22 protein-coding genes and 1 pseudogene are annotated in these 22,983 nt (G+C 63.4%); 11 read left to right on the top strand and 12 right to left on the bottom strand.

Going from position 1 to position 22,983, the window contains the following annotated elements:
• Nucleotides 1-168: 168 nt before the first annotated feature.
• Nucleotides 169-2,163 carry an AMP-dependent synthetase/ligase gene (locus tag C479_RS08360; RefSeq protein WP_007700874.1) on the top strand — a complete coding sequence of 665 codons (1,995 nt, stop codon included), beginning with the start codon at nucleotides 169-171 and terminating at the stop codon, nucleotides 2,161-2,163.
• 238 nt (nucleotides 2,164-2,401) lie between these two features.
• Here the strand turns inward: C479_RS08360 and C479_RS08355 are convergent, their stop codons facing one another.
• The 4 genes from C479_RS08355 to C479_RS08340 all read right to left on the bottom strand — a co-directional run bounded on the left by C479_RS08355 (nucleotide 2,402) and on the right by C479_RS08340 (nucleotide 5,091).
• Complete coding sequence (locus C479_RS08355; protein ID WP_007700872.1) at nucleotides 2,402-3,001, bottom strand: metal-dependent hydrolase; 600 nt, start codon at nucleotides 2,999-3,001, stop codon at nucleotides 2,402-2,404.
• A gap of 240 nt (nucleotides 3,002-3,241) precedes the next feature.
• A complete protein-coding gene (locus C479_RS08350; protein WP_007700869.1) occupies nucleotides 3,242-3,559 on the bottom strand; it encodes a nucleoside triphosphate pyrophosphohydrolase in 318 nt (105 codons plus the stop codon).
• A gap of 128 nt (nucleotides 3,560-3,687) precedes the next feature.
• Entirely contained in the window at nucleotides 3,688-4,665 is a 978-nt protein-coding gene (locus tag C479_RS08345; protein ID WP_007700866.1) for a hypothetical protein, read from the bottom strand.
• Between the two features lie 54 nt (nucleotides 4,666-4,719).
• Nucleotides 4,720-5,091 (bottom strand): hypothetical protein, encoded by a 372-nt coding sequence (locus tag C479_RS08340; protein WP_007700863.1) that lies wholly within the window; start codon nucleotides 5,089-5,091, stop codon nucleotides 4,720-4,722.
• Between the two features lie 422 nt (nucleotides 5,092-5,513).
• Here C479_RS08340 and C479_RS16060 point away from each other — a divergent pair, with 422 nt between their 5' ends.
• Both C479_RS16060 and C479_RS16055 read left to right on the top strand, forming a co-directional pair.
• Complete coding sequence (locus C479_RS16060; RefSeq protein WP_152415842.1) at nucleotides 5,514-5,885, top strand: hypothetical protein; 372 nt, start codon at nucleotides 5,514-5,516, stop codon at nucleotides 5,883-5,885.
• A 572-nt stretch (nucleotides 5,886-6,457) separates the two neighbouring features.
• Nucleotides 6,458-7,300, top strand: a complete 843-nt coding sequence (locus C479_RS16055; protein WP_152415841.1) for a hypothetical protein — start codon at nucleotides 6,458-6,460, stop codon at nucleotides 7,298-7,300.
• Between the two features lie 452 nt (nucleotides 7,301-7,752).
• On the opposite strand, the gene C479_RS08335 is transcribed toward C479_RS16055, so the two are convergent.
• Nucleotides 7,753-8,889 carry a thiolase family protein gene (locus tag C479_RS08335; RefSeq protein ID WP_007700860.1) on the bottom strand — a complete coding sequence of 379 codons (1,137 nt, stop codon included), beginning with the start codon at nucleotides 8,887-8,889 and terminating at the stop codon, nucleotides 7,753-7,755.
• A gap of 239 nt (nucleotides 8,890-9,128) precedes the next feature.
• Between C479_RS08335 and C479_RS08330 the strand changes: the two genes are divergently transcribed.
• From C479_RS08330 to C479_RS08320, 3 genes and pseudogenes are all read left to right on the top strand, one after another.
• Nucleotides 9,129-11,096 (top strand): beta-propeller domain-containing protein, encoded by a 1,968-nt coding sequence (locus C479_RS08330; protein WP_007700857.1) that lies wholly within the window; start codon nucleotides 9,129-9,131, stop codon nucleotides 11,094-11,096.
• Between the two features lie 86 nt (nucleotides 11,097-11,182).
• A pseudogene (locus C479_RS16985) lies at nucleotides 11,183-12,100 on the top strand (DUF5806 family protein); the annotation flags it as partial.
• Nucleotides 12,101-12,545: 445 nt separating this feature from the next.
• Nucleotides 12,546-14,372, top strand: coding sequence for a histidine kinase N-terminal 7TM domain-containing protein (locus tag C479_RS08320; protein ID WP_007700852.1), 1,827 nt, complete (start codon nucleotides 12,546-12,548; stop codon nucleotides 14,370-14,372).
• A gap of 84 nt (nucleotides 14,373-14,456) precedes the next feature.
• Here the strand turns inward: C479_RS08320 and C479_RS08315 are convergent, their stop codons facing one another.
• Nucleotides 14,457-15,068, bottom strand: a complete 612-nt coding sequence (locus tag C479_RS08315; protein ID WP_007700850.1) for an MBL fold metallo-hydrolase — start codon at nucleotides 15,066-15,068, stop codon at nucleotides 14,457-14,459.
• A 248-nt stretch (nucleotides 15,069-15,316) separates the two neighbouring features.
• Here C479_RS08315 and C479_RS08310 point away from each other — a divergent pair, with 248 nt between their 5' ends.
• Together C479_RS08310 and C479_RS08305 are read left to right on the top strand one after the other, a co-directional pair.
• Nucleotides 15,317-15,490 (top strand): DUF5786 family protein, encoded by a 174-nt coding sequence (locus C479_RS08310; protein ID WP_007700848.1) that lies wholly within the window; start codon nucleotides 15,317-15,319, stop codon nucleotides 15,488-15,490.
• 7 nt (nucleotides 15,491-15,497) lie between these two features.
• On the top strand, nucleotides 15,498-16,073 hold the full coding sequence (locus tag C479_RS08305; protein WP_007700845.1) for an endonuclease dU: 576 nt from the start codon (nucleotides 15,498-15,500) through the stop codon (nucleotides 16,071-16,073).
• 74 nt (nucleotides 16,074-16,147) lie between these two features.
• On the opposite strand, the gene C479_RS08300 is transcribed toward C479_RS08305, so the two are convergent.
• Entirely contained in the window at nucleotides 16,148-16,489 is a 342-nt protein-coding gene (locus C479_RS08300) for a winged helix-turn-helix transcriptional regulator (RefSeq protein ID WP_007700842.1), read from the bottom strand.
• Nucleotides 16,490-16,627: 138 nt separating this feature from the next.
• Between C479_RS08300 and C479_RS08295 the strand changes: the two genes are divergently transcribed.
• The 3 genes from C479_RS08295 to C479_RS08285 all read left to right on the top strand — a co-directional run bounded on the left by C479_RS08295 (nucleotide 16,628) and on the right by C479_RS08285 (nucleotide 18,804).
• Nucleotides 16,628-17,248, top strand: coding sequence for a uracil-DNA glycosylase (locus C479_RS08295; RefSeq protein ID WP_007700839.1), 621 nt, complete (start codon nucleotides 16,628-16,630; stop codon nucleotides 17,246-17,248).
• 142 nt (nucleotides 17,249-17,390) lie between these two features.
• Nucleotides 17,391-18,137, top strand: coding sequence for an imidazole glycerol phosphate synthase subunit HisH (gene hisH, locus C479_RS08290; RefSeq protein WP_007700837.1), 747 nt, complete (start codon nucleotides 17,391-17,393; stop codon nucleotides 18,135-18,137).
• Between the two features lie 196 nt (nucleotides 18,138-18,333).
• Nucleotides 18,334-18,804 carry a hypothetical protein gene (locus C479_RS08285; RefSeq protein ID WP_007700835.1) on the top strand — a complete coding sequence of 157 codons (471 nt, stop codon included), beginning with the start codon at nucleotides 18,334-18,336 and terminating at the stop codon, nucleotides 18,802-18,804.
• 142 nt (nucleotides 18,805-18,946) lie between these two features.
• Here C479_RS08285 and C479_RS08280 read toward each other — a convergent pair whose 3' ends face one another.
• The 5 genes from C479_RS08280 to C479_RS08260 all read right to left on the bottom strand — a co-directional run bounded on the left by C479_RS08280 (nucleotide 18,947) and on the right by C479_RS08260 (nucleotide 22,564).
• Nucleotides 18,947-19,096: a 50S ribosomal protein L40e gene (locus C479_RS08280; protein WP_007700833.1), complete on the bottom strand. Its 150-nt coding sequence runs from the start codon at nucleotides 19,094-19,096 to the stop codon at nucleotides 18,947-18,949.
• Nucleotides 19,097-19,180: 84 nt separating this feature from the next.
• Nucleotides 19,181-20,275: an aminopeptidase gene (locus tag C479_RS08275; RefSeq protein WP_007700830.1), complete on the bottom strand. Its 1,095-nt coding sequence runs from the start codon at nucleotides 20,273-20,275 to the stop codon at nucleotides 19,181-19,183.
• 89 nt (nucleotides 20,276-20,364) lie between these two features.
• A complete protein-coding gene (locus tag C479_RS08270; RefSeq protein WP_007700828.1) occupies nucleotides 20,365-21,087 on the bottom strand; it encodes a queuosine precursor transporter in 723 nt (240 codons plus the stop codon).
• A gap of 204 nt (nucleotides 21,088-21,291) precedes the next feature.
• Nucleotides 21,292-21,546, bottom strand: coding sequence for a hypothetical protein (locus C479_RS08265; RefSeq protein WP_007700825.1), 255 nt, complete (start codon nucleotides 21,544-21,546; stop codon nucleotides 21,292-21,294).
• A gap of 430 nt (nucleotides 21,547-21,976) precedes the next feature.
• Nucleotides 21,977-22,564, bottom strand: coding sequence for a hypothetical protein (locus tag C479_RS08260; protein WP_007700822.1), 588 nt, complete (start codon nucleotides 22,562-22,564; stop codon nucleotides 21,977-21,979).
• Nucleotides 22,565-22,983 lie beyond the last annotated feature (419 nt).

Below are 22,983 nucleotides of genomic sequence, written 5' to 3'. Positions count from 1 at the left end.
TAAGGCGTTTGCGACGATGACAGCGGGTGTCCGCCCGCCGCCTCACTATCTCTTCGGATCACTGCAGATCTTGCACCGGGTCGATCGCCAGCAGGCGGCGAATAAACGCCGATAAATAGGTAACCGGATCCTCAGGCTTTATCATGCGTGAGGGACTCTCACGCGAGTATGGACTTGCTGGCGACGGAACGCGACTACGAGGACGAGGTGACACGAGAGACGACCCTCGGCCGGCTGTTCGAGGACGCCGCGGAACGGTACCCGGATCGACCCGCCCAGCTCTACAAGGGAGGGATCTACGACCGGACCATTACTGGATCGATCCTCCCACAGGCGCCACCGGGCGAGTGGGAGACGATCACGTACGGCGAAATGCGCGACGTCGTTCGCAAACTCGCGGCCGGCTTTCGCGAGCTGGGCATCGATGTTGGCGACCGCGTCGGTATCTTCGCCAACACGCGCATGGAGTGGGCCCAGACCGACTTTTCGCTCCTCTCGATCGGTGCGGTCGTCTCGACCGTCTACGCCGGCTCCTCGTCCTCGAAGGTCTCGTATCTCCTCGGCGACGCCGGTGCGGACGCCGTCGTCGTCGAGAACGGTGATATGCTCGATCGCGTCCTCGAAGTGGAGGACGAACTCGACCTCTCGTTCATCGTCACGATGGATACCGTCGACGAAGCCACTGCCCGTGACGACGTCTATACGCTGGCGGATGTCTACGACATCGGCAGCGACGCCTTCGACCCGGAGGCCTACAGCGAGTGGCTCGACGAACCCGACATGGACGATCTGGCGAGTCTGATCTACACCAGCGGGACGACCGGCAAGCCGAAGGGCGTCCAGCTCACCCATCGAAACTTCCGGGCGAACGTCACCCAGATACGAAAACGCGTCGCCCGAAAGCCGGAGACGCCAGCCGACGTCCCGTCGATCGACGAACACACGCGCGTCGTCTCGTACCTCCCGCTCGCACACGTCTTCGAGCGAACCTCGGGTCACTTCCTCATGTTCGGCAGCGGCGCCAGCGTCGCCTACGCGGAGAGTCCGGACACCCTCCAGGACGATTTCGCCGCCGTCGAACCGACGAGCGCGACGAGCGTCCCCCGCGTCTACGAGAAGATCTACGACGCGATCCGCGAACAGGCCAGCGAGTCCGCGATCAAGGAGAAAATCTTCGAGTGGGCGGTCGACGTCGGCGTCGAATATCAGGAGACCGACTCCCCCGGTCCGATCCTCGACGTCAAACGCAAACTCGCGGACAAACTCGTCTTCTCGACCGTTCGTGATGCTCTGGGTGGCAACATCGAGATGCTCATCAGCGGCGGCGGCAGCCTCTCGGCCGAACTCTGTGCGCTCTACCACGCGATGGGCCTACCGATCTACGAAGGCTACGGCCTCACGGAGACCGCACCCGTCATCTCCGTCAACCCGCCGGGCTTCCCGAAGGTCGGAACGATCGGCCCGCCGGTCGTCGATATCCAGACGGCCATCGACGAGAGCGTCGTCGACGACGATGCGTTCGCCAGCGACCCCGGCGAGGTCGGCGAACTCGTCGTCCGCGGTCCCAACGTAAGCGAGGGCTACTGGAACAAGCCGGGCGCCACCGAGCGATCGTACATCGACGAGGCACCGGGCGAGGTCCACGGCGAACTCGAAACTCCCGAACGCGCGCGGCAGTGGTTCCGAACCGGCGATATCGTCCACCGACGCCCCGACGGCTACATCGAGTTCCGCGAGCGCGCCAAACAGATCCTCGTCCTCTCGACCGGCAAGAACGTCGCTCCCGGCCCGATCGAGGATCGCTTCGCCGCGAGTTCAGTCGTCGAACAGTGCATGGTCGTCGGCGACGGCCGCAAGTTCGTCTCCGCGCTAGTCGTCCCCAACATGGAACACGTCCGCGAGTGGGCCACCGAGGAGGGAATCGACCTGCCCGACGATCCCGAGGCCGCCTGCACCCACGACCGCGTCCGCGAGTACGTTCGCGACGAGGTCGATCGCGTCAACGAACACTTCGAGGACTACGAGACCATCAAGAAGTTCCGCCTCGTCGGCACCGAGTTCACCGAAGCAAACGACCTCATGACGCCGACGATGAAGAAGAAGCGCCGCACGATCACGGATCGCTTCGAAGATCGCATCGAATCGATGTATCCGGAGGACTAACGAACTTTTTGCGTGAACGAGTTGCGGCCAAGAGCCCGCAACTCGTTCACGAAAAACTTCGATGAAAAAGCCGCCTCCGCGGGTGCCGTCCGCTCTGGCGGTCGATTGAGATACTATCGCTCACCGCTTCGGCGTTCGCGTTTTCGAGGCGCTTCACTATACTCTCGCTTCTTCGCTCGCATCGGATCTGACCCGGCAAGGCCCACCGACAGCGACACCGCGCCCATTCCGTTCCGCGTCACCCTATGACCGCCAGAAACCGGTGGCCTAGACGCTTCAGAGCGTGGAGGCACTCGCGGAGGACCGGTGCGCCGTCGTAGAGCCAGAGGGCTACGACGAGACCTGCCAGTCCGAGCTGTATCAGGACGTACGTCGAGAGGTCGCCGCTCGTGAGCTCCGCGTGATAGCCGTTCAGAAAGTAGGTAAGCTGTTCCTGAAAGCCCGGCGGGTCGCCAGCTGGTGGGACCGTACCGAACGGCCAGCTGATGGTCTGTAGATAGAGAACGCGATCCTGGACGAAGCCGTAGAGGAGGTCACCCGGCAGGTGGAACAAGTAGCCGACGGCGAGGGCAATGCCGATTCGGCGCTTCCCGAGCCGGTTGGCGAGCACGCCGGCGACGAGCGAAATCGGGAGTGCGAAGAAGATCGAGTGGCCGATGGCGTAGCCCGACTCGAAGACGCCGAACTCCCAGGCCAGCGGCTTGTCGACGAGATCGGGCACGAGTGCGCCGACGGCGACGGCGATCGCTTCCAGCCCGCTCGGTCCGTCGCGCCACCACAGGTGAGCGAGCAGCGAGTACGCCAGGTAGCCGACGAGGACGTGTTCCCAGGGCCACATCGTCAGTTCAGGTGGTCCGTGATCGCGTTGTTATGGAGGTGATACACGGGCCGACGCGGATGGTGTCGCCCTCGCCATCCTCGACGGCTGCTCGAAGTCGGTCGTTTCCGAAGATCATGCGTTCACTTCGGCCCGGGGATCGTAATCAGTTGTGGCGGCAGTCCCTGGGTCCGTTCGGATCACGTCTGGTCACTTCGTCGGCCGGGTGACCTGCCGGAGTCGATACCAGCCAGGTCGTCGCTACGATCGCTCGACCCGTTCGAGGACGATCCGTTCCTCGAACCGTCCCCGCCGGTCGGCTTTTCGGGCCCGTTTCTCCTGAAACGTCTCGAGGCTAACGCCACGCGTGCCCCGGATCGCGTGCACTACCTCCACGATATCCACTAGCTCCTCGACGTCGCGGCTTTCGAGGAACTCAGTGACCTCCTCGTCTAGCTTGTCGGCCAGCCGCTCGCGGTACGCCGCGTCGTCGGCGCGGTGGATCGTTGGTTCGTCGCCATCAGCTTCGATGATGGCGGGAATCTCGTCACGAACCAGTTTGTCGTAGACGTCGGCCATGGACCGCCATTCCGCTGGGATGGCTATAGGTGCTGCGCGACGTGGCGCGGGTCGACAGATTCGGTCGTCCCGGCTGTCGTGGTCGGATGCGTGTTGGATCGACACTCGGTGCTGTCAGGATTGGTCGACTAGCGACTCGTTCCGCGACGAGCACGGCCACGGACGACGCCGACGAGGAGCGCGATCGAGAGGAGTGCGGTGACTGCGGCCCCGGAAATCGCGACGAGAACGAATCCGGATGTCGCCCCCGGGTGGACGTACTGTCCAGCGAACCCGGCACCGACGCCGACGAGTGCGACCCCGGCTCCGACGATGGCGGCTTTCAGTCTCAGTCGGTGGCCTCCTCCCGTCAGCCCGCCGGCGTCACGATCGGCTGCGGTGCTCGCCGCTGGCTCGGTCGCGAGCGCGGCCGCGACGGCTGGCGCTCGATCTGTCGAGACCGCGAGCCACCTCGGTTCGTCCAGTCCGCGCGGGCCGCGACAGCGAAGCAGAGTGATCGCACCCAGGCGAACCGTCCACCAGTCCGTGATCGACGACTGGGTCCGGGTTCGACCGCGGTAGGTCACCCGGTCGTCGTCGGGATCGATCTCCCCACTCGCACGGCCCCGGTCCAGCAGCCTCGAGAGGAGTCCGCCCGCGAGTCCGGCGACCACAGCAATGGTGACCACGATCGGCCCGATCAGCGCCCAGCCGATGGCGTAGCCGAGCCCGCCCAGAAGGGCGGCGACTGCCGGCGCGACGACTCGGCGATGGACGTGTAGCGTCTGCCCCGTCGCGTCGGGGACGAGACCGTCGGCCGTGGACGTCGATTCGAAGCGTCCCCAGAGTTGCCGTGGGACGGGATGGGTCGCGACCGCGTCGAGATCGGCTTCGACGCCGTCGAGCCAGGTGCCGTCAGTTTCGACCCACGATTGCGCCCGTCCGATCGCGAGTATCACCGTAATGAAACCAGCGATGGGGCCAATTCCGGTCGGGACGACGGGGGACGCGAGCAGCAGTATCGACCCGAGGACGGCCCAGCCGTCGACCAGCACCAGTTGCCACCAGCCGAGCCACCGGAGCGTCGGATTGGTGGCCGGATCGAACGACCAGGAGACTGACGCCATACGGGCCGTCTCGTCCCGACGTGGGATTACTCTCCCGGCCGGATGGGGCGGCAATCAGGAACCGCCGCCATCGTCGCTGGCCGCATCGCCATTGTCGGCCTGACGCGCCATAGACGCCGTCGCGTCACCGTCGGATCTCCGTCCCGACCCCGACTGCGTCGCGGCCGGATCGGCCGGCTCGTCCCGTCTGGAGGGGTGAATCTCGTGTGTCTGTTCGCGAAATGGATCGTCGGCGGGATCGTAGAAGTGCTCGCTCCGGGCAAGCAGGTAGATCGCCAGGCCGGCGATCGGAATCCCCCCGACGATCGCCGCCCACTTCCGGGCGTTCATCCCGATGTCACCGGCGTCGTAGTGGACGAACGCCGCCAACAGGAGCTGGATCCCGATCGGAACGGCGATCAGGAAGACGAGCAGCGGAGTGACCATACGTCCGGTAGGGGGCGGAGGATGAAAATCGTGTGCCTCGCTCGCGGTCGATTACTACCACCGTCCGCCGCTTATCGAACGTCGAAGTCGATTGCAGCTCCCTGGCCGGTGCAGTGAGCCGCGACGGTCTCCCGAGGGCATATCTGTAGCCGTCTATGACCCGTATTCCGATTAGACGACCCTATCGTAAACTCGGGCTGAGTCCGGGCGGATGGGGTATGGGTACCATCCTACTGGAAATATCGGCTAGATTGGATTCGATGTGTAATACATGGCTCCGTTCACTATTTATGCAGAGGCCGAGTGGCGGATAGGTTAGCTATTAAGATATTAGGAATGTAGATAAATACAAATAACATTTATAATATTATTATGACTAACAACCGAAAAGCATATTGAAAAGGGAAATGTAGGAATTGATAATGGAGCGTCGAGTGCTTCTCGTTAAGGGTGGTCTTTTAGCAACGATGATAGCTGCTAGCGGTGGGTTATTTTGGAGTATAACGGAAAAAGATCTATCGGTGGATATAATCAACCACACAGGCGATACTAAATGGGTTACCCTGACCATTATAACCTCTTCAGGAGAACGTCTCTATAGTGAATCGTTTGATATTAATGGGAAAACGACTATAAGACAGCCCAATATTGCAGATGTGGGAGAGTGTGAGGCAAGACTTCACGTTGAGGGCCGTGAACATACCCATAAAATAGAGACAATGTTTTGCCACTCGCCTCAGATTGTTTTCGAGATTCATGGTGGACTCCTACTTGGCAGCCAGCATAGGTGCTAATATAAATGTATTTTTTGAAACTAGTCTCTCTCCCTAACTCCTCCATAAAAAATAAATTTGTTTATTTGCTATTTATTATTTTAAAAGTTGAGAATAATGGATAAGATTATTAAAATCCGTCTCTATGTTTCTGTATAGTTCGACAAGCAACCAAGAACATTGACCGAAGAAGTGCCCTCAGAAAACTCGCTGTCACATCAGCAACCGGGGTCTTAACATCAGGAACCAGCTTAGTGACTAATCCTGCGGTCGGTTCTGTGAGATCTAGTTCTAGCTTCCACGGGTATTCGTACGATCCGAATACAGTCGAAATCATGGGCTTAGCAACTGGTACTGTTGAAATTGATGGGGAAGAATTGATAGCAGAAATCGAGGTTGAGGATTCGACGAACTCATCTCGAGTTCAGACGTTCTCCTTACATAAGATGAAACCATCCCAAGACCTTCATAAGCGCGGGCGGAATTTACGCTCTTATATTGAATTCCGACAACAGGACAGGAAACAACCCGCTCAGAAGATTGTTTTGGGTATCCGAGGCTCATGCATATCAGGATGTATTAGGACCCCATCGATGGAGCGGACGGCGTTTGTGCTACAGCCTGATGATGCCAATAGACGACTTGCTGAGTTCCTTTACTCGGCACAGCCAAAAAGGCGAGAAACAATAACAAATGAAGACGAGTATAACCCACGCCCAAGCGAAAAACTCGGATATCGTAGTAAGAACGCAACCGGGGCTGCGGCCGGTGATTATAAGGATATAAATTGGACGATAAGACGGGACTATGGGAATAAATTTGATTCTGATGGCTGGAAATGGATTGCCTATCTCACTGGAGACGATAGCGATGATCGATACAACCATGATCAACTCCCCAACGACACTTTTAATCGCTGGAATCTCCAATCATATTTTATGAAAACCCCATCTCCTGATGATGGAAGCACCAATATCTGGGAGCACAGTTCAGAATATTATGTGACATGTACACCTGGTAGTGATGAGGACACTGAAGACCCGGATATTATGTTCCTCTCAGAACGACCCAATAATGACGACGGATCAACTTATTCTTTTAGTATAGGTATTGGAAAACCGTTTGGCGCGGGAACAATCTCGGTCGGTCCATCCATTTCGATCAATTTAGACACCAGCCATACTGACTTCCAGTACAATCATTCTCACTCGGAGTGGGATTTTGATATGCACTCTTTTCCAGATGAACAGGATACAAATCGTGGGGTTTGGTGGACCGTGGATACAAGTACCAGTAACTCCACTAAAGAGTTCCGATGGATTGTTAGTCATGGATGGTACTATGATGGAGAAACACCTGGGCGGGATCCTGGAATAATATATATGAATGAAGAGATTGAAAAAACATTTGAGCTCCCTGTCGCCCAGGTTAGTTAAAAATAAAATTATTTAAAATATTTTGGTTCACCTTCTCATTAGCTGATTTGGCAGGGGTGGTCACATCACCTCTTAGAAATCATAGTGTATAATGTGATATAATGCAAAGCCGATCTGTTTGGAAGCCCGGGAACATTATAGTGGGGTCTTCGGACGATTAACGTAATTGTGAACGCAGACTTGGACGGATTTTCAATTCCGTTCGCCACCGTGTTTCTCTAGTTCTTGAATGGTATTCGAAAGTGAAAAATCGCCCAAATGGAGGCGAATATCCGGCGCCATCAGTTCGCGCCGTGTCTACTCTCGCTGCACAAAGTCCAAGTTGATTCAATCGCTAGCTCCTCTGAGGGTGGCAGTTTTCAGCATAGGCACCAAAAACTGCCACCGCCTCACAACTTCATACTCAAACTAAACCTTTCGAAACGAGAAACAGGTGTATTTATATTGGACCTTTATCGAACGTCGAAGTCGATCGCCGCTCCCTGGCCGAAGCCGACGCAGAGCGTCGCGAGACCGCGGCCGCCGCCGCGGTGAGAGAGCTCGTGGATGAGCGTCACTGGCAGACGGGCACCGGACGCCCCGAGCGGGTGGCCGATGGCGATGGCGCCGCCGTTGACGTTGAAGATCTCGGGGTCGATGCCGAGCTCGTCGCGGGCGTAGACGGTCTGGCTGGCGAAGGCCTCGTTGAGTTCGACGAGATCGTAGTCGTCGATCTCGCGCCCCGTACGTTCGAGGAGGCCGCGGGTGGCGGGGACCGGGCCGATGCCCATCACGGTGGGGTCGACGCCGGCGACGTTGTTGTCGCCGACCTCGGCCAGAATATCCAGGTCGTGTTCGTCGGCGAATTCCTCACTCGTCACGAGGAGGGCCGCGGCGCCGTCGGAGATCTGCGAGGAGTTGCCGGCGGTGACGGAACCGTCGCCGGTGAAGACCGGTGAGAGTCCGGCCAGCTTCTCTGCCGTCGTTCCGGGACGGAGCCCCTCGTCCTCGGTGATCGTCCCCTCCTCGGTCTCGATCGGGAGGATCTGGTCGTCGAAGCGCCCCTCCTCCGTGGCTGCGACGGCGCGCTGCTGGCTCGTCGCGGCGTACTCGTCCTGTGCCTCCCTGGAGACCTCGTAGCGCTCGGCGACTTCCTCTGCGGTCATCCCCATCATGAGGTCGGTGACGACGTACTCTTCGGCGAGTTGTGGGTGGAGCGCCCGTTCGCCGCCCTGCATCGGCACGCGGGACATGTTCTCGACACCGCCGGCGATGATACAGTCACGCTGTCCCGCGCGGATCGCGTCGGAGGCGGAGATCAGCGCCTGCATCGACGAGGCACACCAGCGGTTGATCGTCGTCGCCGGAACGCCCTCGCCGAGGTCGGACAGCAGCGAGATGACGCGGGCGACGTTGTTGTCCTGTTCGCCGCGCTGGCCGGCGACGCCCCACATCAGGTCGTCGACCTCCTCGCCGGTGAGTCCCGTCTCCTCGAGGATGTGGTTGATCAGCGGGATCGAGAGGTCTTCGCTTCGGACGTCGGCGAAGACGCCGTCTTCTTTGCCCTGTGGCGTCCTGATCGCCTTCGCGATGACTGGCGTCTGTGTCATACCCGGACGCACGGGCGTGAGCCATATAAATGCCGGAGAACGGGCAGAGACGCGGGCGAAGTTTACCCCACCGGCTCGACGACGGCGACCAGGGACTGCGTGTCGAACGACAGGGTCATCCGATAGGACTTCGGTGCGATCGGATCGTCGCTGCTCGCCTCACCGGAATCCAGACCCTCGGTGAAAACGTCCTTTCACCTTACGCCGTTATCATGTAGGTCGGTGTCGTGGGTCGGCACATGGACGAGACACGAACGACGATACTCGCCGTCGCGCTGGTCGCCTTGCTCGTCGGCGGCGCGCTCGGTGGCGCGTTCGGGACGACATTCACCGACTCGCCGGAACCGACACCGGTTCGCGGTGACCAGGCCGACTGGCACGGCGATGGGACGCCCTCGCTCGCACAGTTCGACTCCGCGGCAGCGTTCGAGTCGTACTTCGCGGCGGCCGATCGAGGCCGGTTCGGAATGTACCTCGGCGCCGGCGTCGACGTGGAGATGGCCAGCGACGACGAAGCGATGGAGGAGAGCGACGGCGGCGGTGACGCGGGCGGGCAGGGGGATTCGGCCGGTGACGCCAGCGGCGCCAGTGGCAGCGACGGCCGCGACGTCTCCGGGACGAACGTCCAGGAGGCCGGGATCGACGAACCGGACGTCCTGAAGGCCGAAGGGGAGGCCGCGTACTACGCTGGCCACCGGTTCCGATCACAGTCGGACGAGACGACCATCGTCGATACGACCGACGCGGCCGATCCCGAACCCGTCGCGACGATCCCGGCCTCGGGTGAACTGCTGCTCGTTCCCGAGACAGACACGCTCGTCGTCTTCGACGGCGATCGACTCTGGGGCTACGACGTGAGCGATCCCGCGGCCCCCGAGCAGGTCTGGGATCAGTCCCTCGAGACCGGCCTCGAAACGGCGCGACTCGTCGACGGCGACCTCTACCTCGTTCTCGTCGATCGGCCCGACTCAGGCGCACCGTGCCCGGTCGCCGGCTACGGCGACGACGTCGCGTGTACGGACATCTACCGACCGGGCGTCCAGACCGACGCGGATGCCGTCTACACGGCCGCACGCGTCGATCCTGCGTCCGGCGAACTGCTCGACGAAACCAGCGTCATCGGCTCGACTCACTCTTCTGCGACGTACGTCTCGGAGAACGCGATCTACCTCACGTACACGCGATCGGTCTCCGAGTATCAGGTTCTCTCGGGCTATCTCACTGGGACCGGTACGGCCGACCTCGGTCTCGACGCCGAGACGGTCGACCGCATCGAGACGCTGGACGGCCTGAACATCTCCGAACGTGCCAAGACCGTCGAACTCCGGACGATCGTCGAGCGCTGGTTCGACAGTCTCGACGAGGAAGCGCGCGACGACGCCCGGGAGGCGTTCGACGAGGGGATCGCGGCCTACGCGGACGACAGGCAGCGCGACCTGACGAAGACCGGCATCGCACGCGTCTCGATCGACGGCGGCCTCGACGTGACCGCGAGCGGCGAGGTGCCGGGGACGCCGTTGAACCAGTGGTCGATGGACGAACACGACGGCCACCTCCGGATCGCCACCACGATCCACGGCACCCACGGTGCCGACTCCGAGAACGACGTCTACGTCCTCGACGACGCACTCGAGATCACGGGCTCCGTCGAGGGCCTGGGTGAGACCGAACGGATCTACGCCGTCCGATTCGAGGGTGACGAGGGCCACGTCGTCACGTTCCGCGAGACTGATCCGTTCTACACGCTCGACCTCGCCGACCCGCACGATCCACAACTGGAGGGTAAACTCAAGATTCCCGGCTTCTCGACGTACCTGCACCCGCTCGACGATGCGGGCGATCTCGTGCTCGGCGTCGGCGAGCAGGACGGCAAGGTGAAGCTCTCGACGTTCGACGTCAGTGACCGGACGGATCCCGCCGAGCTCGACGCGACAATCCTTTCGGACGAACGCTACTCCGAAGCGGTCCAGAACCACCGGGCGTTCCTCCACGACGCGGAATACGGCGCGTTCTTCGTGCCGGCCGGCGAGGCGAGTTACCTCTACAGCTACGACGACGGGACATTGACGCAGGAAAAACAGATCGACGTCGGCGGGCCCGGCGTCAGGGCGATGTACGTCGAGGACGCCCTCTACGTCTTCGGCGAGTCCGAACTGGTCGTCCTGGAACGCGGGACGTGGGAGGAAGTGGATCGGCACGAACTGTAGACCGTCTCACTTTTTCGACCGACCAACCCGTCCCGTTCGGCTGCCGGAGGGACAGTCTTATCTCGGCGGTTTGGCAATGACTCGCCATGAACGACCGAGCCGAGGCGGGCGACGACGACCCGGACCGATCCACCCGGGAGGCGTCGGAGTCGCCCGGCTCGACGCCGGAAACCGAGTCGACCGAGACGGCCGCCGACGACGAGGCTGACGAGCAGGCGACGACGGACGCTGGGACGGACGACTCCGAAGCGAACTCCTCTGCTGGCGCCGATCCATCGACCGAGGCAGCCGATAGTGACGGTGCAACGGCCGATGAGTCCGAACCGGCCCCGGATCCTGCCGACGGCGACACCACTCCGCCCGGTGACGAGGCCGGAACGGACGGTGTGGACGCCGATTCGGCCACTACGGGCGAAACCAGCGACGATGCAGTCCCATCCGACGGACCGACCGACGGCGAAACGGCGGCCGATCCGACACCCGGCGTCCCGGACCCGGAACCCGACGACGACCGATCCGTGCCCGAAGACGTCCGCAAGTACGCTCGCTTCAAGAAGATGGACGGGGCGCAGTACGACCGGGTCAACGAGTTCCTGCGCGACCGGACGTACGTCACGGCCCGCGAGTGGGCGATCGCCCGCCTCTGTGCCGACTTCCGGACCGAGACGGGCGTGGAGATGACCAAGATCGGCGAGAATCTTCCCGAGCTGGTGCCGTTCATGACCGACACGTACACGCCCCAGGCGGTCAACCAGGCGCGCTCGTCGTTCGACGACAAGGTCCGGAAAGCCGGCGCAACCTTCCTCTACGGGGCGATGTGTGACTTCTACACGGCCGAGGAGCTTGACGACGTGATGTACGAGGTCACCGAGGTCTCGAAGTTTCTCCTGGAGGTTGAAGGGGTCGACCTCTCGATCGAGGACGAACTCGAGGCCGAAGAGCGTATCTCGAGCGTGATGCGGGAGGTCCGCGAGGCGAGCAAGCAGCTTCGCGAGGAAGAGACGCTGGGTGTCGACGACGATGACGATCCGGACGAAGCCGTGGAGGACCACGACGACGACGATGGTTCCGAGAGCGGATCGACAGACGAAGGTGCCGAGAGCGGATCCGACGACGGTAGTGCTGCAAGCGAATCGACCGACGAAGGTGACGGCCGAGCAGGCGACGGGGGCGAAGACGGGCCTGCCGACGCCGAGAGCGAGCCAGGCGGCGAAACCGATGCCGGGTCGGATAGCGGAACCGAAAACGACGAGACACCGCCCTCCCTCGCCGATCGGGACGGTTCTGACGAGTGACGCGCCGTGTCGTCACTCTAGCACCGCCTCGTATACCGCGGCGAAATCAGATCCGACGTAATTCATCAGACTGTTTATCTTTGTTCCCGCGTTTCGACGCTCGAAACGGCCAGTATTTATTTGGTCTGTTCCGGGTGGATACGTACGTAGTCGGATGGAATTTGCGACGATCCAGGTAGCGGGTATCTACGTGTCCTGCGGAGTCTTACCGCTCCTGCTCGTCCCGTACATTCTCAGTCACCGGCACAAACCGGGCACCACCGGGTTACTCGTCACGATCGCTGGACTCTCCCTCTGGGCGTTCTCGACAGCTGCCGTGCGGTTCACGACGGCGTACTGGCCCCGACAGGCTATCATGTCCGTCTTCGTCGTCGGCATCACCTTCGGCGGCGTCGGCTACTTCTTCCTCACAGCGGAGTACAGCGGCGTCGTCGATCTGACGCCGCGGCTGCTCGCTGCAGTCCTCTCACCACTCGGCGCACTGTTGGTTCTCGCCTGGAGTGATCCCGTCCACGAACTCGTCTGGTCGGGGTCGACCCCCGGGAACATCACGATGGCCACGCCGGGGCCCGCATTCTACGTCTACATCGCGTACGTCCTGTTGGTCGCGACCGTCGGACTGTTCTGTATCGCGCGCGAGGTGGCCGTGGGGCAGGGAATTCGGCGATTTCAGGGCGCGCTGTTGCTGGCTGCTGTCCTTCCACTTCTCGTGATGGGGACGATCGGGGCGTTTTTCCTCTCCGGGTTCGCCTACCCGTGGGCGCCGTTGAGCCTCGTCGTCACGGTGTTTTTCTACACCTGGACGCTCTTTCACACGGACTTCCTCGAAGTCGGCTGGATCGGCCGGCATCGGGTCGTGGAGGAACTCGACGACGCCGTCGTCACCCTCGACGTCGACGACCGCGTCGTCTACTCGAATCCGGCAGCCAGGCGGCTCGCCGGCGTACGTGGCAGTGCGAGCGGTCACGCCCTGGAAACGTTCTTCGAGGACCTTCCCGGAGTTCGCGCCCACCTCGAGGCGGGCGGCGACACCTTCGAATTTTCCCGCGAACTCGACGGCGACCGCCGGCACTTTCAACTCGACTGCTCGCCGGTCACTCGCCGCGAACGACGGGTGGGCCGGTTGGCCGTCGTCCGTGACGTGACGCAACTCAAACGACGCGAGGAGACGCTCTTGGAGCGCGAACACGAACTCGATCTGCTCAGGCAGGTCCTCTCGCGAGCACTCCGTCACAACCTCCGGAACGACCTGTCGGTCATCCGTGGCTACGCGGAGCTCGTGGCGCAGGACCCGACGGTCGACGAAGCGGCCCTGGCGAGGGCGATCGTCGAACGCAGCGACGATATGGTCGAGATGAGCGAGAAAGCTGCGACCATCGAACGCCTCGTCACCGAATCGGACGCGACCAGTCTCCGCCGGCTAGAGTCACTCCTCTCGGAAATCGTCGCTCAACAGCGGACACGGTTCCACGAGGTCACCTACGAACTCGAAACGGGATCGTGTGGGGACGTGGCGGTCGACGACTCGCTCACGCTGGCGTTCGAAAACCTGGTCGAGAACGCCGCGGAGCACAGTAAAGCGACCCGCGCCGCCGGGCAGCCGAGTGACTCCGGCCCCCACCTACAACCGGGCGTCCCCGACCACGGTGCGGGAGCGTCGGACGACAGGGGCCTGGAATCCACCAGCTCAGCCCGCTCCTCCCCGATCGATGCGGATGGCCCGACCGTGACGATTCGGACGATCGAGACCGACGAGGGCGCCACCGTGGTCATCTCCGACAACGGGCCGGGCATCCCGCGCGAGGAACTCGTCGTCCTCGAGCGCGGCGAGGAGACGCCGCTCGAACATGGCAGCGGCATCGGTCTCTGGATCGTCTACTGGATCGTCGAACACGTCGGTGCGAGTATCGACTTCGAGACCGGCGACGACGGGACGACGGTCCGCGTCACGGTTACCGACGCGGCCGCCGTGTCGGCCTGACCGGTCGACGACGCCGAGCGCGACCGGTCTCGCCGATCGTGATCGACGTTCGCGATGCCAGACGCCCTCGTTCGGACCGTCTCGTCACTCGTCGGGATACTTCGGTTCGCGCCGCTCGGCTCGGTCGAGCGCCCGTTCGACGACGGTCCGGACGTCGCCGTGGAACTCGCCGCCGTGGCCCGAGTACATGTGCTCGACTGTTTCGGGGGTTCGTTCGAGGAGCCGCTCGATGCTCTCGATGAGCGTCTCGCGTGACTGACCGGCCATATCGGTGCGGCCGAAACTCCCGTCGTCGAACGCCCCGTCGTCGTGGACGACGACGTCGCCGGCAAAGAGCGTCGTCTCCGAGACGAACGAGACGTGATCGTCCGCGTGGCCAGGCGTGTGGACGACCTCGAACGACTCGTCGCCGATCTGAATCTCGTCGCCGTCGGCGATCGCTCGCGTCCGGAGCGGGTGGTCCGCGAACGCGTATATCTCCGGCCCGAACCTCCCGGAGACGGCCGAGAGCCGATCGATGTGGTCGCCGTGCTGGTGAGTGAGCACGACGGCGTCGAGTGCGTCGACGTGGTCCCGAATCTCGTCGATGACGCCGTCGTACGTCCCGGTATCGACCAGCGTCGTTCGCTCGCCGGGGACGAGGAAGACGTTACAGGTGAACGACTCGGCGCCCGTCGTGACGGTGTGGACCTCCATCTCGATGATAGCTGACGCGACGAACCGTCCTAAACCCGTCGTCCGGTTCGTCCTCGCCGATGGGTACCGTCGTCGTGAATGGAGGCTCGCGAGTGGGGGCGGCGCCGACTCTCTCTGTTTCTGCGGCTGGTGTCTCAGTCGCTCCACGGCTCGATCACCGATGTCCGAACGAATATGTTTGACAACGGGAACGTCCTGTCACTATCCAGCAGTGGCTTTTTGAGCGTCGGTCGTGTTGTGTTACACGTATGGGTTTTGGTAGTTACGACGAGTCCGAACAACAGGACATCGACGCAGACTTCGACGAAGACGACGCCGTCCAGTCGGAGGAAAACGCCCACAAGGGGACGGTCGAGTTCGACAACGGGGCATCGAGCGACGAACTGATCGATCGTCTGGCCGAGATCAAAGACGAGGAGTAGGCGACCGATGCCCGACCCACACGGGCGTCGGGTACTCGGCATCGCCGACTCGTCGCGCTCGGCGTGGTGTACGCTCGCGGGGGCCGTCGTCCGCGGCGATCGCGTCGTCGATGGGGCGTCGTTCGCCACGGCGACCGTCGGCGGCTGCGACGCCACCGACGCCGTGTTGCGTCTCGTCGCCGATCTTGACCGAGCGGATATCGCTGCGCTGTTGCTGGGGACGATCGCCCCTGCGTGGTACAACGTTCTCGACCTCGAACGGCTCCACGAAGAGACGCGGCTCCCGACCGTCGCCGTGACGTTCGAGGAGAGCGACGGACTCGAACAGCCGCTCCGGGAGGCGTTCTCCGGCGAGGCGCTGGCGGCCCGTCTCGAGCGCTACCGGTCGCTCCCATCCCGTCACGCCGTCACGGTCGGAACGGAGACGGTGTACGTCAGGGCCGTCGGTTGCGAGCCGTCGGACGCCGAGACCCTCGTCACTTCGTTCACGCCGGTCGGTGGCCGTCCGGAACCGATCAGGGTCGCCCGCCAACTGGCACGGGCCGGCGCCGCGTATCGAGAGCAGACGCTCGAGGACGTGTAACGGTCTCCGCGGACGTCCCGCGGTTTAGCTGAGCGCACCCACGAGTGGTGACTACGCTTCACCCTGGTTCGAATCTACTCTTCAGGCTGGTCCGAACTACGCGCCACCGCTTGGGCCGCTTCGCCGCCGTCCGTCGCCGGCGAGGATCCCTGAATGAGGGCTTCGAAGTCCTCGACGTCGTCGTACTCGTCCTGGTGCATGAGTGCCGTCTTCCCGAGCGGGGTCACTTCGTAGAGTCCCGAGCGATCGGCCGGGCCGACTTTTCGGACCAGGTTGTAGTCTTCGAGAACGGGCAGTCTCGTGTTGATGTTCTTGCGACTCTTCCCCGTGTGGGAGGCGAGATTCGGTGCGACGTTCCGACCCGTCTCCTTGAGCGCTTCGAGGATCAGAAAGTCGGTAGGCTGTCTCAATTTCACGAAATCACGCTCGTGGTGGCGAGTGGGGGTAGAACTAGGTAATACTTCCGGCCGCGCAGGGCCGTCTCGCCGGGCCGTGGCCGCACGTTTCACCGCCTGTGCGAAAGTCGTAGGTGCGTCCCGGGCGAAGCGCTCGCCATGGACGCCGAACAGGCCGAGCACATGGAGGGCCTCTGTGTTACCGACTGCACGCGCTGTCCCGCCCTCGTCGACTCGCGAAGCCGAATCGTCGACGGCACCGGCCCGGCCGACGCCGACGTGCTCTTCGTCGGCGAGGCACCGGGCGCGCAGGAAGACGCCACCGGTGAACCGTTCGTCGGCCGGAGCGGGACCGTCCTCGACGACCAGCTCCGGACGGTCGGCCTCGAACGCGAGTCGGTTCGCATCACGAACTGCGTTCGCTGTCGCCCACCCGACAATCGCGATCCGACGACGGACGAACTCGAGAACTGCCGCGGGTACCTCGAAGCCGAGATCGACCGCGTCGACCCCGACGTCGTCGTCACGCTCGGAAAGGTACCGAGCGAGCACCTCCTCGAGCGCTCCGTCGCCGTCACGTCGGAGACCGGCTCCGTCGAGGAGGTCCGCCTCGGTGAGGCTGACACGCCGCGACCCGTGCTGATCTGTCTGCACCCGGCCGCGACGCTGTACGATCGCAGCCAGGAGTCGGCGTTCGCCGAGACGATTCAGGAGGCGGCGGCCATCGCCGGCGTCTCGCCGACGGACGAGGGTGGCCAGTCTCGCCTCGGTGAGTACTGATAGTAACGATTCTCTGCTCGACCCGATCGGGTCTGCGGTCGGTCCGCGGCGCTGCGATCGGTCGATCCACTCGGAGCGGTCGGGCTGCCGACCCGCTCCAGCGAACGAAAGGGCCATGCCGTTCCTGCCCCGATATTCTTCCATGAGCGAGCAGGCAGGCCGGTCGTCGCCCGAGACGGTCGACGCGACCGTCGCCGTGGTCGACTACGGGCTCGGTAACCTCCACAGCGTCACACGCGGCCTCGAACGCGCCGGCGCGAGCGTCGAGATCACTGCCGATCCCGAGCGGTTCCACGCCGCCGACGGCGTCGTCCTCCCCGGCGTCGGCGCCTTCCGCGAGGGCGTCGAGAACGCCGATCCGCTCCGGGAGGACCTCCTGGCCGTCGCCGACTCCGATACGCCGTTGTTCGGCATCTGTCTCGGGATGCAGATGCTCCTCACCGACAGCGAGGAGGGGTCCGCCGGCGAGTCGGCCGTCAGTGGACTCGATCTGATTCCCGGCACGAACGTTCGCTTCGACGAGGGCCAGAAGGTGCCCCACATGGGCTGGAACGACCTCTCCGTCGAGCGCAACCACCCGCTCGTCTCCGGCGTTGCGCCGTCCGGGGCCGACGGGAACGGGTCCAGCAACGAACAGGACGCGAGTGCCCACGACACGGAACCGGACGACCGTTCCGTCGACGGCGAGTACGCCTACTTCGTCCACTCGTACTACGCCGTCCCGGACGACGAGTCGGCCGTCGTCGCGACGACCGACTACGGCACCCGCTTTCCCGCCGTGATCGCCGACGAGTCAGGAACGGTGTTCGGGACGCAGTTCCACCCGGAGAAGAGCGGTGAGACGGGACTGCAGATTCTGCGGAACTTCGTCTCACTCTGTACGGCGTGAGGGGTGGCCGCCCACGTTACGAGTCTGGGTCAGACTTGGGTTCGAACTGAATCTGTAACTAGTCGGTCGACGTGCGTTGGGGTGCCGTTCGAGGCGAGTACGATCTCCCTCGCTGCTCGTGTTCTCACGTTTCCGCTACAGTCAGCCGGTCGAACACATCCGTGGATTTATATTATACCGCATGATTCTGCAGTCTATGGAGGACCATTCGGTAATTGCCCTTCGACGCCGAACGATCATCGGCGGGACGCTCCTCTGGGTCGTCTTTCTCGGCCTCACGTTCTCCGCACTCGTTCTCGAGGGCGGCTCACTGCCGCTGGTGCTGGCGTCGACGCTCGCCCTCGTAGCCGGTGGCGCGCTGTTCAGCGTGCTCCTCTCGGTCGATATCAGCGTGGCTGGCTACCCGCTCGATCCGTTCCAGCGTGCCTCGCTCGGATACGTCCTCCTCGCCGCCGCCGTCGGCCTGGTGTACGCCCCGCGTGCGAGCGTCGGGCCTGGCGTCCTCGTTCCACTGAGCTGGATCGCGCTTCTCGTCGGCCTCGCCACCTGGGAGGCCAGCGCCCCACGGGCGGTTTCCGGCCCGTCGATGCGGCAGGTCGGCCTCATCGTCGCCCTCACGCTCGGTTTCGTGGTCGCGCTGCCGCTGGGGCTGAGCGTGCTCGGGTAACATCGGTCATGCGACGGTGCGATCGGCGAGTCACCGGGCGCCGCCGAATCCAAGCCTCGCTCCGCGAGATAGAGCGCCGTCCGAACGCGGCTGTTCGGACACGGAACGGCCGTAATCGTGTGAGAGTAGAGCGTTCGGTCGCTCAGGCGGAGCGCGATTCGGTCGCCTTCGGGCGGAGGTTGCCGTAGCCGCACTTGCGACAGCGATCCGCACCCTTCGCGTTCCGGGCGTTACATTTCATGCAGATCATCTTCTCGAGCGTTCGCGCTTCCGCGGCGTCGAAACTGGCCATACTCGGTCCGTAGCCCCTCTCGCATTTGAATCTGGTGATCCGTCCGTTCCCGTCTCGTCCTCGAGGGCAGTGGGGCAGCGGTGACTACCCGTCGAAGCCGTCTTCCCACTGGAAGGTGCCGTTTCGCTGCACCACGTCGCCGTCAATCTCCAGTCGTGAGCCCTCGCTGACGTCGGTGATCATGTCGACGTGGACGGCCGACTCGTTGCCCGTCTCGCCGTCGGGGAGACAGGAGTCGTACGCACGTCCGAGGGCCAGGTGGACGGTGTCGCCCATCTTCTCGTCGAAGAGGATGCTGTCCGTGAAGCGATCGATGCCGCGATTCATCCCGATGCCGAGCTCGCCGAGGCGGCGTGCGCCCTCGTCGGTGTCGAGCACGTCGGCGATCACGGCTGCGCCCTGCTCGGCGTCGGAGTCGACCACCTCGCCGTCCTCGAAGCGGAGGGTGACGTCGCGGACGGGCTGGTCCTGAATCGTCATCGGGACGTCGAAGGTCACCTCACCCTCGGTTGCGTACGGGGCGGTGAAGACCTCGCCGCTGGGCAGGTTGTGCGAGTCGTAGGCGACGGAGGCGGCGCTGTTGACTGCGCTTCGCTCCTCGATCGACATCGTGAGGTCGGTGCCCGGGCCGACGAGGCGGACCTCGCTGCCCGCGTCGAGGCGCGCTTTCAGCTTGGCCATCTCGTCGGCGAGCGCCTCCCAGTCGCGGAGGATGGCGTCGTAGGCGAAGTCGCGGTACTCCTCGTAGGCCATGTTCGCCTGCTGGGCGAGCGAGCGCGTCGGGTGGACGGTCGACACCCAGCGCGTGTCGAAGCGTGCCTCGCGGACGGCCTGGTGGGCGCTGCGGTAGGCCTGGCGCGTCTCACCGGGGACGTCGGCCGTCGCGCTCGTGTTGCGGCCGCCGCCGATGCGCAGGTAGACGTCCGCGGCCTCGTACAGCGCGAGTTCGTGGTCCGGTTCGTCGAAGTCCTCGCCGCTAGCGCGCTGGTAAGCGCGGGTGAGTTCGCCCGACCCGTACGTCGCGAGGAGGGTCGCGCCGCGTTCGCCGAGTTTCTCGGCGACGGCGACGGCCAGTTCGTGGGCGTCGGGGCCGACCGACAGGACGACGTCGTCGCCGGCCTCGATGCGGGCGCTCCAGTCGACGAGCACCGCGGCGTGCTCGCGGACACGTGGATCCATACCGCAGGGTCTGACGTGAGAACACAAACCCGCGTCGCTTCCGGTTGCGGTCGCCGGCTGTTGGGCGTCGGGAACCGATCGTCGGCCGCTCACTCGGCGGCGACGGCGCCGCCCGTCGGCCCCGTGGCCCGCTCGCGGACGAGTCGAACGACCCCGTAGACGATCGGCGTATCGACGAGGGCGATGGCCAGTTTCAGGATGTACTGCCCGATCATGAGGGCGGCTATCACGTCTACCGACCTGGGGTCGCCGCCGAGGATGATGGGGGCGACGTAGAACGCGACGGAGACGAAGATGACGGTGTCGATGGCCTGGCTCGTCCCCGTGGAAGCGATGTTGCGCAACCAGAGCTTCCCTCGGCCGGTTTCCTCGCGGATCCGGTGGAAAAACCAGACGTCCCAGTTCTGGCTGACGAGGTAGGCCAGCGAACTTCCGGCGACGATGGAACCGGCTGGTAGCACCACCGACTCGAACTCGCTGGCACCGACCGGGGAGAACTGATACACCGGTGCGGCGGCGGTCGAAAAGACCAGCGCCAGTGCGAGGAAGTTCATCGCGAACGCGGCGTTGACGACGATCTGGCCGGCGCGCTTGCCGTACAGTTCGGTGTAACAGTCACTCGCGAAGTACGTGACCGCGTAGGCGAGCGCCGCGCCGGGCATCACGAGCTCGCTGCCCGTCACCGGCAACGAGATCGGAATCGAGAACGCGAGCACCTTCGCGGCGGTCAACTGGGCGGTCACCAGCGCCGTGACGAAGACGGCGATGAGTGTCACCTGCGGGAGCGTCGGTGTGCCGGTCGACTCTGTCATTGGCGGTCGTACTGAGCGGACGTACCTAAATGATGCTATTGCGGTGCTATCCTACAATTCGCCGAGTCGTAGCTGGAGATTATCTCCTCTTCGCAAGGTGGTCGGGCCGTCGCCCTGCTCGGTCCGTCCGGTGCGCTGTTCCGCGCTCGCGAGACTGCCGCGGGGCTGCTCGATCCGTTCATCAGTCGTCGTAACGATTTCCGATCAGCTTCGAAGCCGACTCGAGTAATACAGAGGGACCAATAGGACGAGGAACACGCTCCCCATCCCGGCGACGGCCAACCAGATGACGGCGAGCGTCCGCTGGTCCAGATAGCCAGCCACCTCCGCGAGCCAGAGGATGCTGTAGAACCCGACGACGAGGAGGCAGGCGACGTAGATGCGCAGTCCCCAGCCCACGACGTGGTAGAGGCGGGTTCTGGTCACCCACGGCCGTGGTGGAATCGAGAGTCCGTTCATCGTGGTGGGGCAATTTCGTTCGCCGGTTTGATCGATTGCCGTTCGGCCGAATCGGGCAACTCCCGGCCAAACGACCGGTCACGCCCGCTCGGACGTCTGTCGTCCCGGTAACGTTCGAGTGAGGTATGTGGTGGGACCGTCATAACCGTAGTGGTTGTCTCGCGCTCGAATGGGGCCGGGACGGCAGAGCTAGCTTGCGTCAGTCAGGGCGGGCGCCCTTGCCGCTGGAGGCCCTAGGGGAACATGGTCCGGCAGCGGCCGGACCGAGACCGCTGAGCGACCGGAGCGCGGGCTGGTGGGCCGTCCGCCGCTTTCGGGTGCGTCTCGGAGGCGATTCGCCCGGTCGAGTACTTCCCTGGCGGGGCTTCGACCGGGCGCTCTTCGCCGGCAGGGCGACACCGAGCGTCGTCGAGCCGACGAGCCATCGCACTCACTCGTCATCGCTTTCGTCAGAGTCGTCTTCGTCGTCGCCGGTCACCGCCTCCCAGAGCGCGCCCAGTATGTCGTCCGATCGGTCGTCGCTTCGATCGTCGTCGGGCTCGTCGCCGGCGCCATCGCGGTCTCGGCCGGTGCCCTCGCGGTCCGAGTCCCGATCGGCCTCGTCATCGCTGTCCCGATCTTCGTCACGCTCACGTCCTGCTTCTCGGTCGTCTTCGCCGCCGCGGTCGTCTTCTTCATCGCGCTCGGTGCCCTCCCGCTCACCGTCATCGTCCGAGTGCTCCCTCACGCCGTCGTCACGCTCGCCTGCTTCGCCTGGGTCGCCGTCTCCCTCACCATCTCCACTATCGCCGACGGTACGCGACTCGCTTCGATTGCCGTCGGAATTCGGTTCCGTCGCGTCTCCGAGCTGGGCTGCAGTATCGAGGCCGTCCGCATCTCCTGCCGGCTCGATCGCCATCGAACCGTCGCCGGCGATGGCCCAGGCGGTCGCCGCGATCGTCCCGGCGACGAGAACCGTGAGTACGAGAACGTACGCGCTCGACGCACTCTCACCGCGCGTCCGCCGATGTCGGTCCACAGTCTGGGTGTATCGCTACTCGCCCATCGTTACTCGGCCCGATCAGGGTGGTACGACGTCCGTACAGCGTGGCGGGTTCTCGGCCGTTCGAACGCACCGACGATCACGTCACCGACCGTCTGCCACCGGTCCTCCAGATATCTCGTCAGTCTGAACTATTCTGGTTTACAGACGCCCAACTGCGGTCGTGATAGCGCGTCAACGGAATCAAGCTCCGTCAGTACTTTCCGATAAATCTGGATGTTTGTCCAGTAACTTGCCACCCGTCCGGCGAGTCTGGCAGGAATGGCGTGTGACAACGTAACTCACGAAGAATTATGTAGAACCCCCACAATGGTGGAACCATGGCGTCCGCCAGCCAGTCCGAGTCGCGTTCGTCCGCCAAGCAGTCTCTCCGGCGTCGACTGACACCAAACTGG

The sequence above is a fragment of the Halovivax asiaticus JCM 14624 genome, assembly GCF_000337515.1.
GTDB lineage: Archaea > Halobacteriota > Halobacteria > Halobacteriales > Natrialbaceae > Halovivax > Halovivax asiaticus.
The sequence above is the reverse complement of the archived record's forward strand: the minus strand, read 5'-3'. Positions and strand labels throughout refer to the sequence as shown.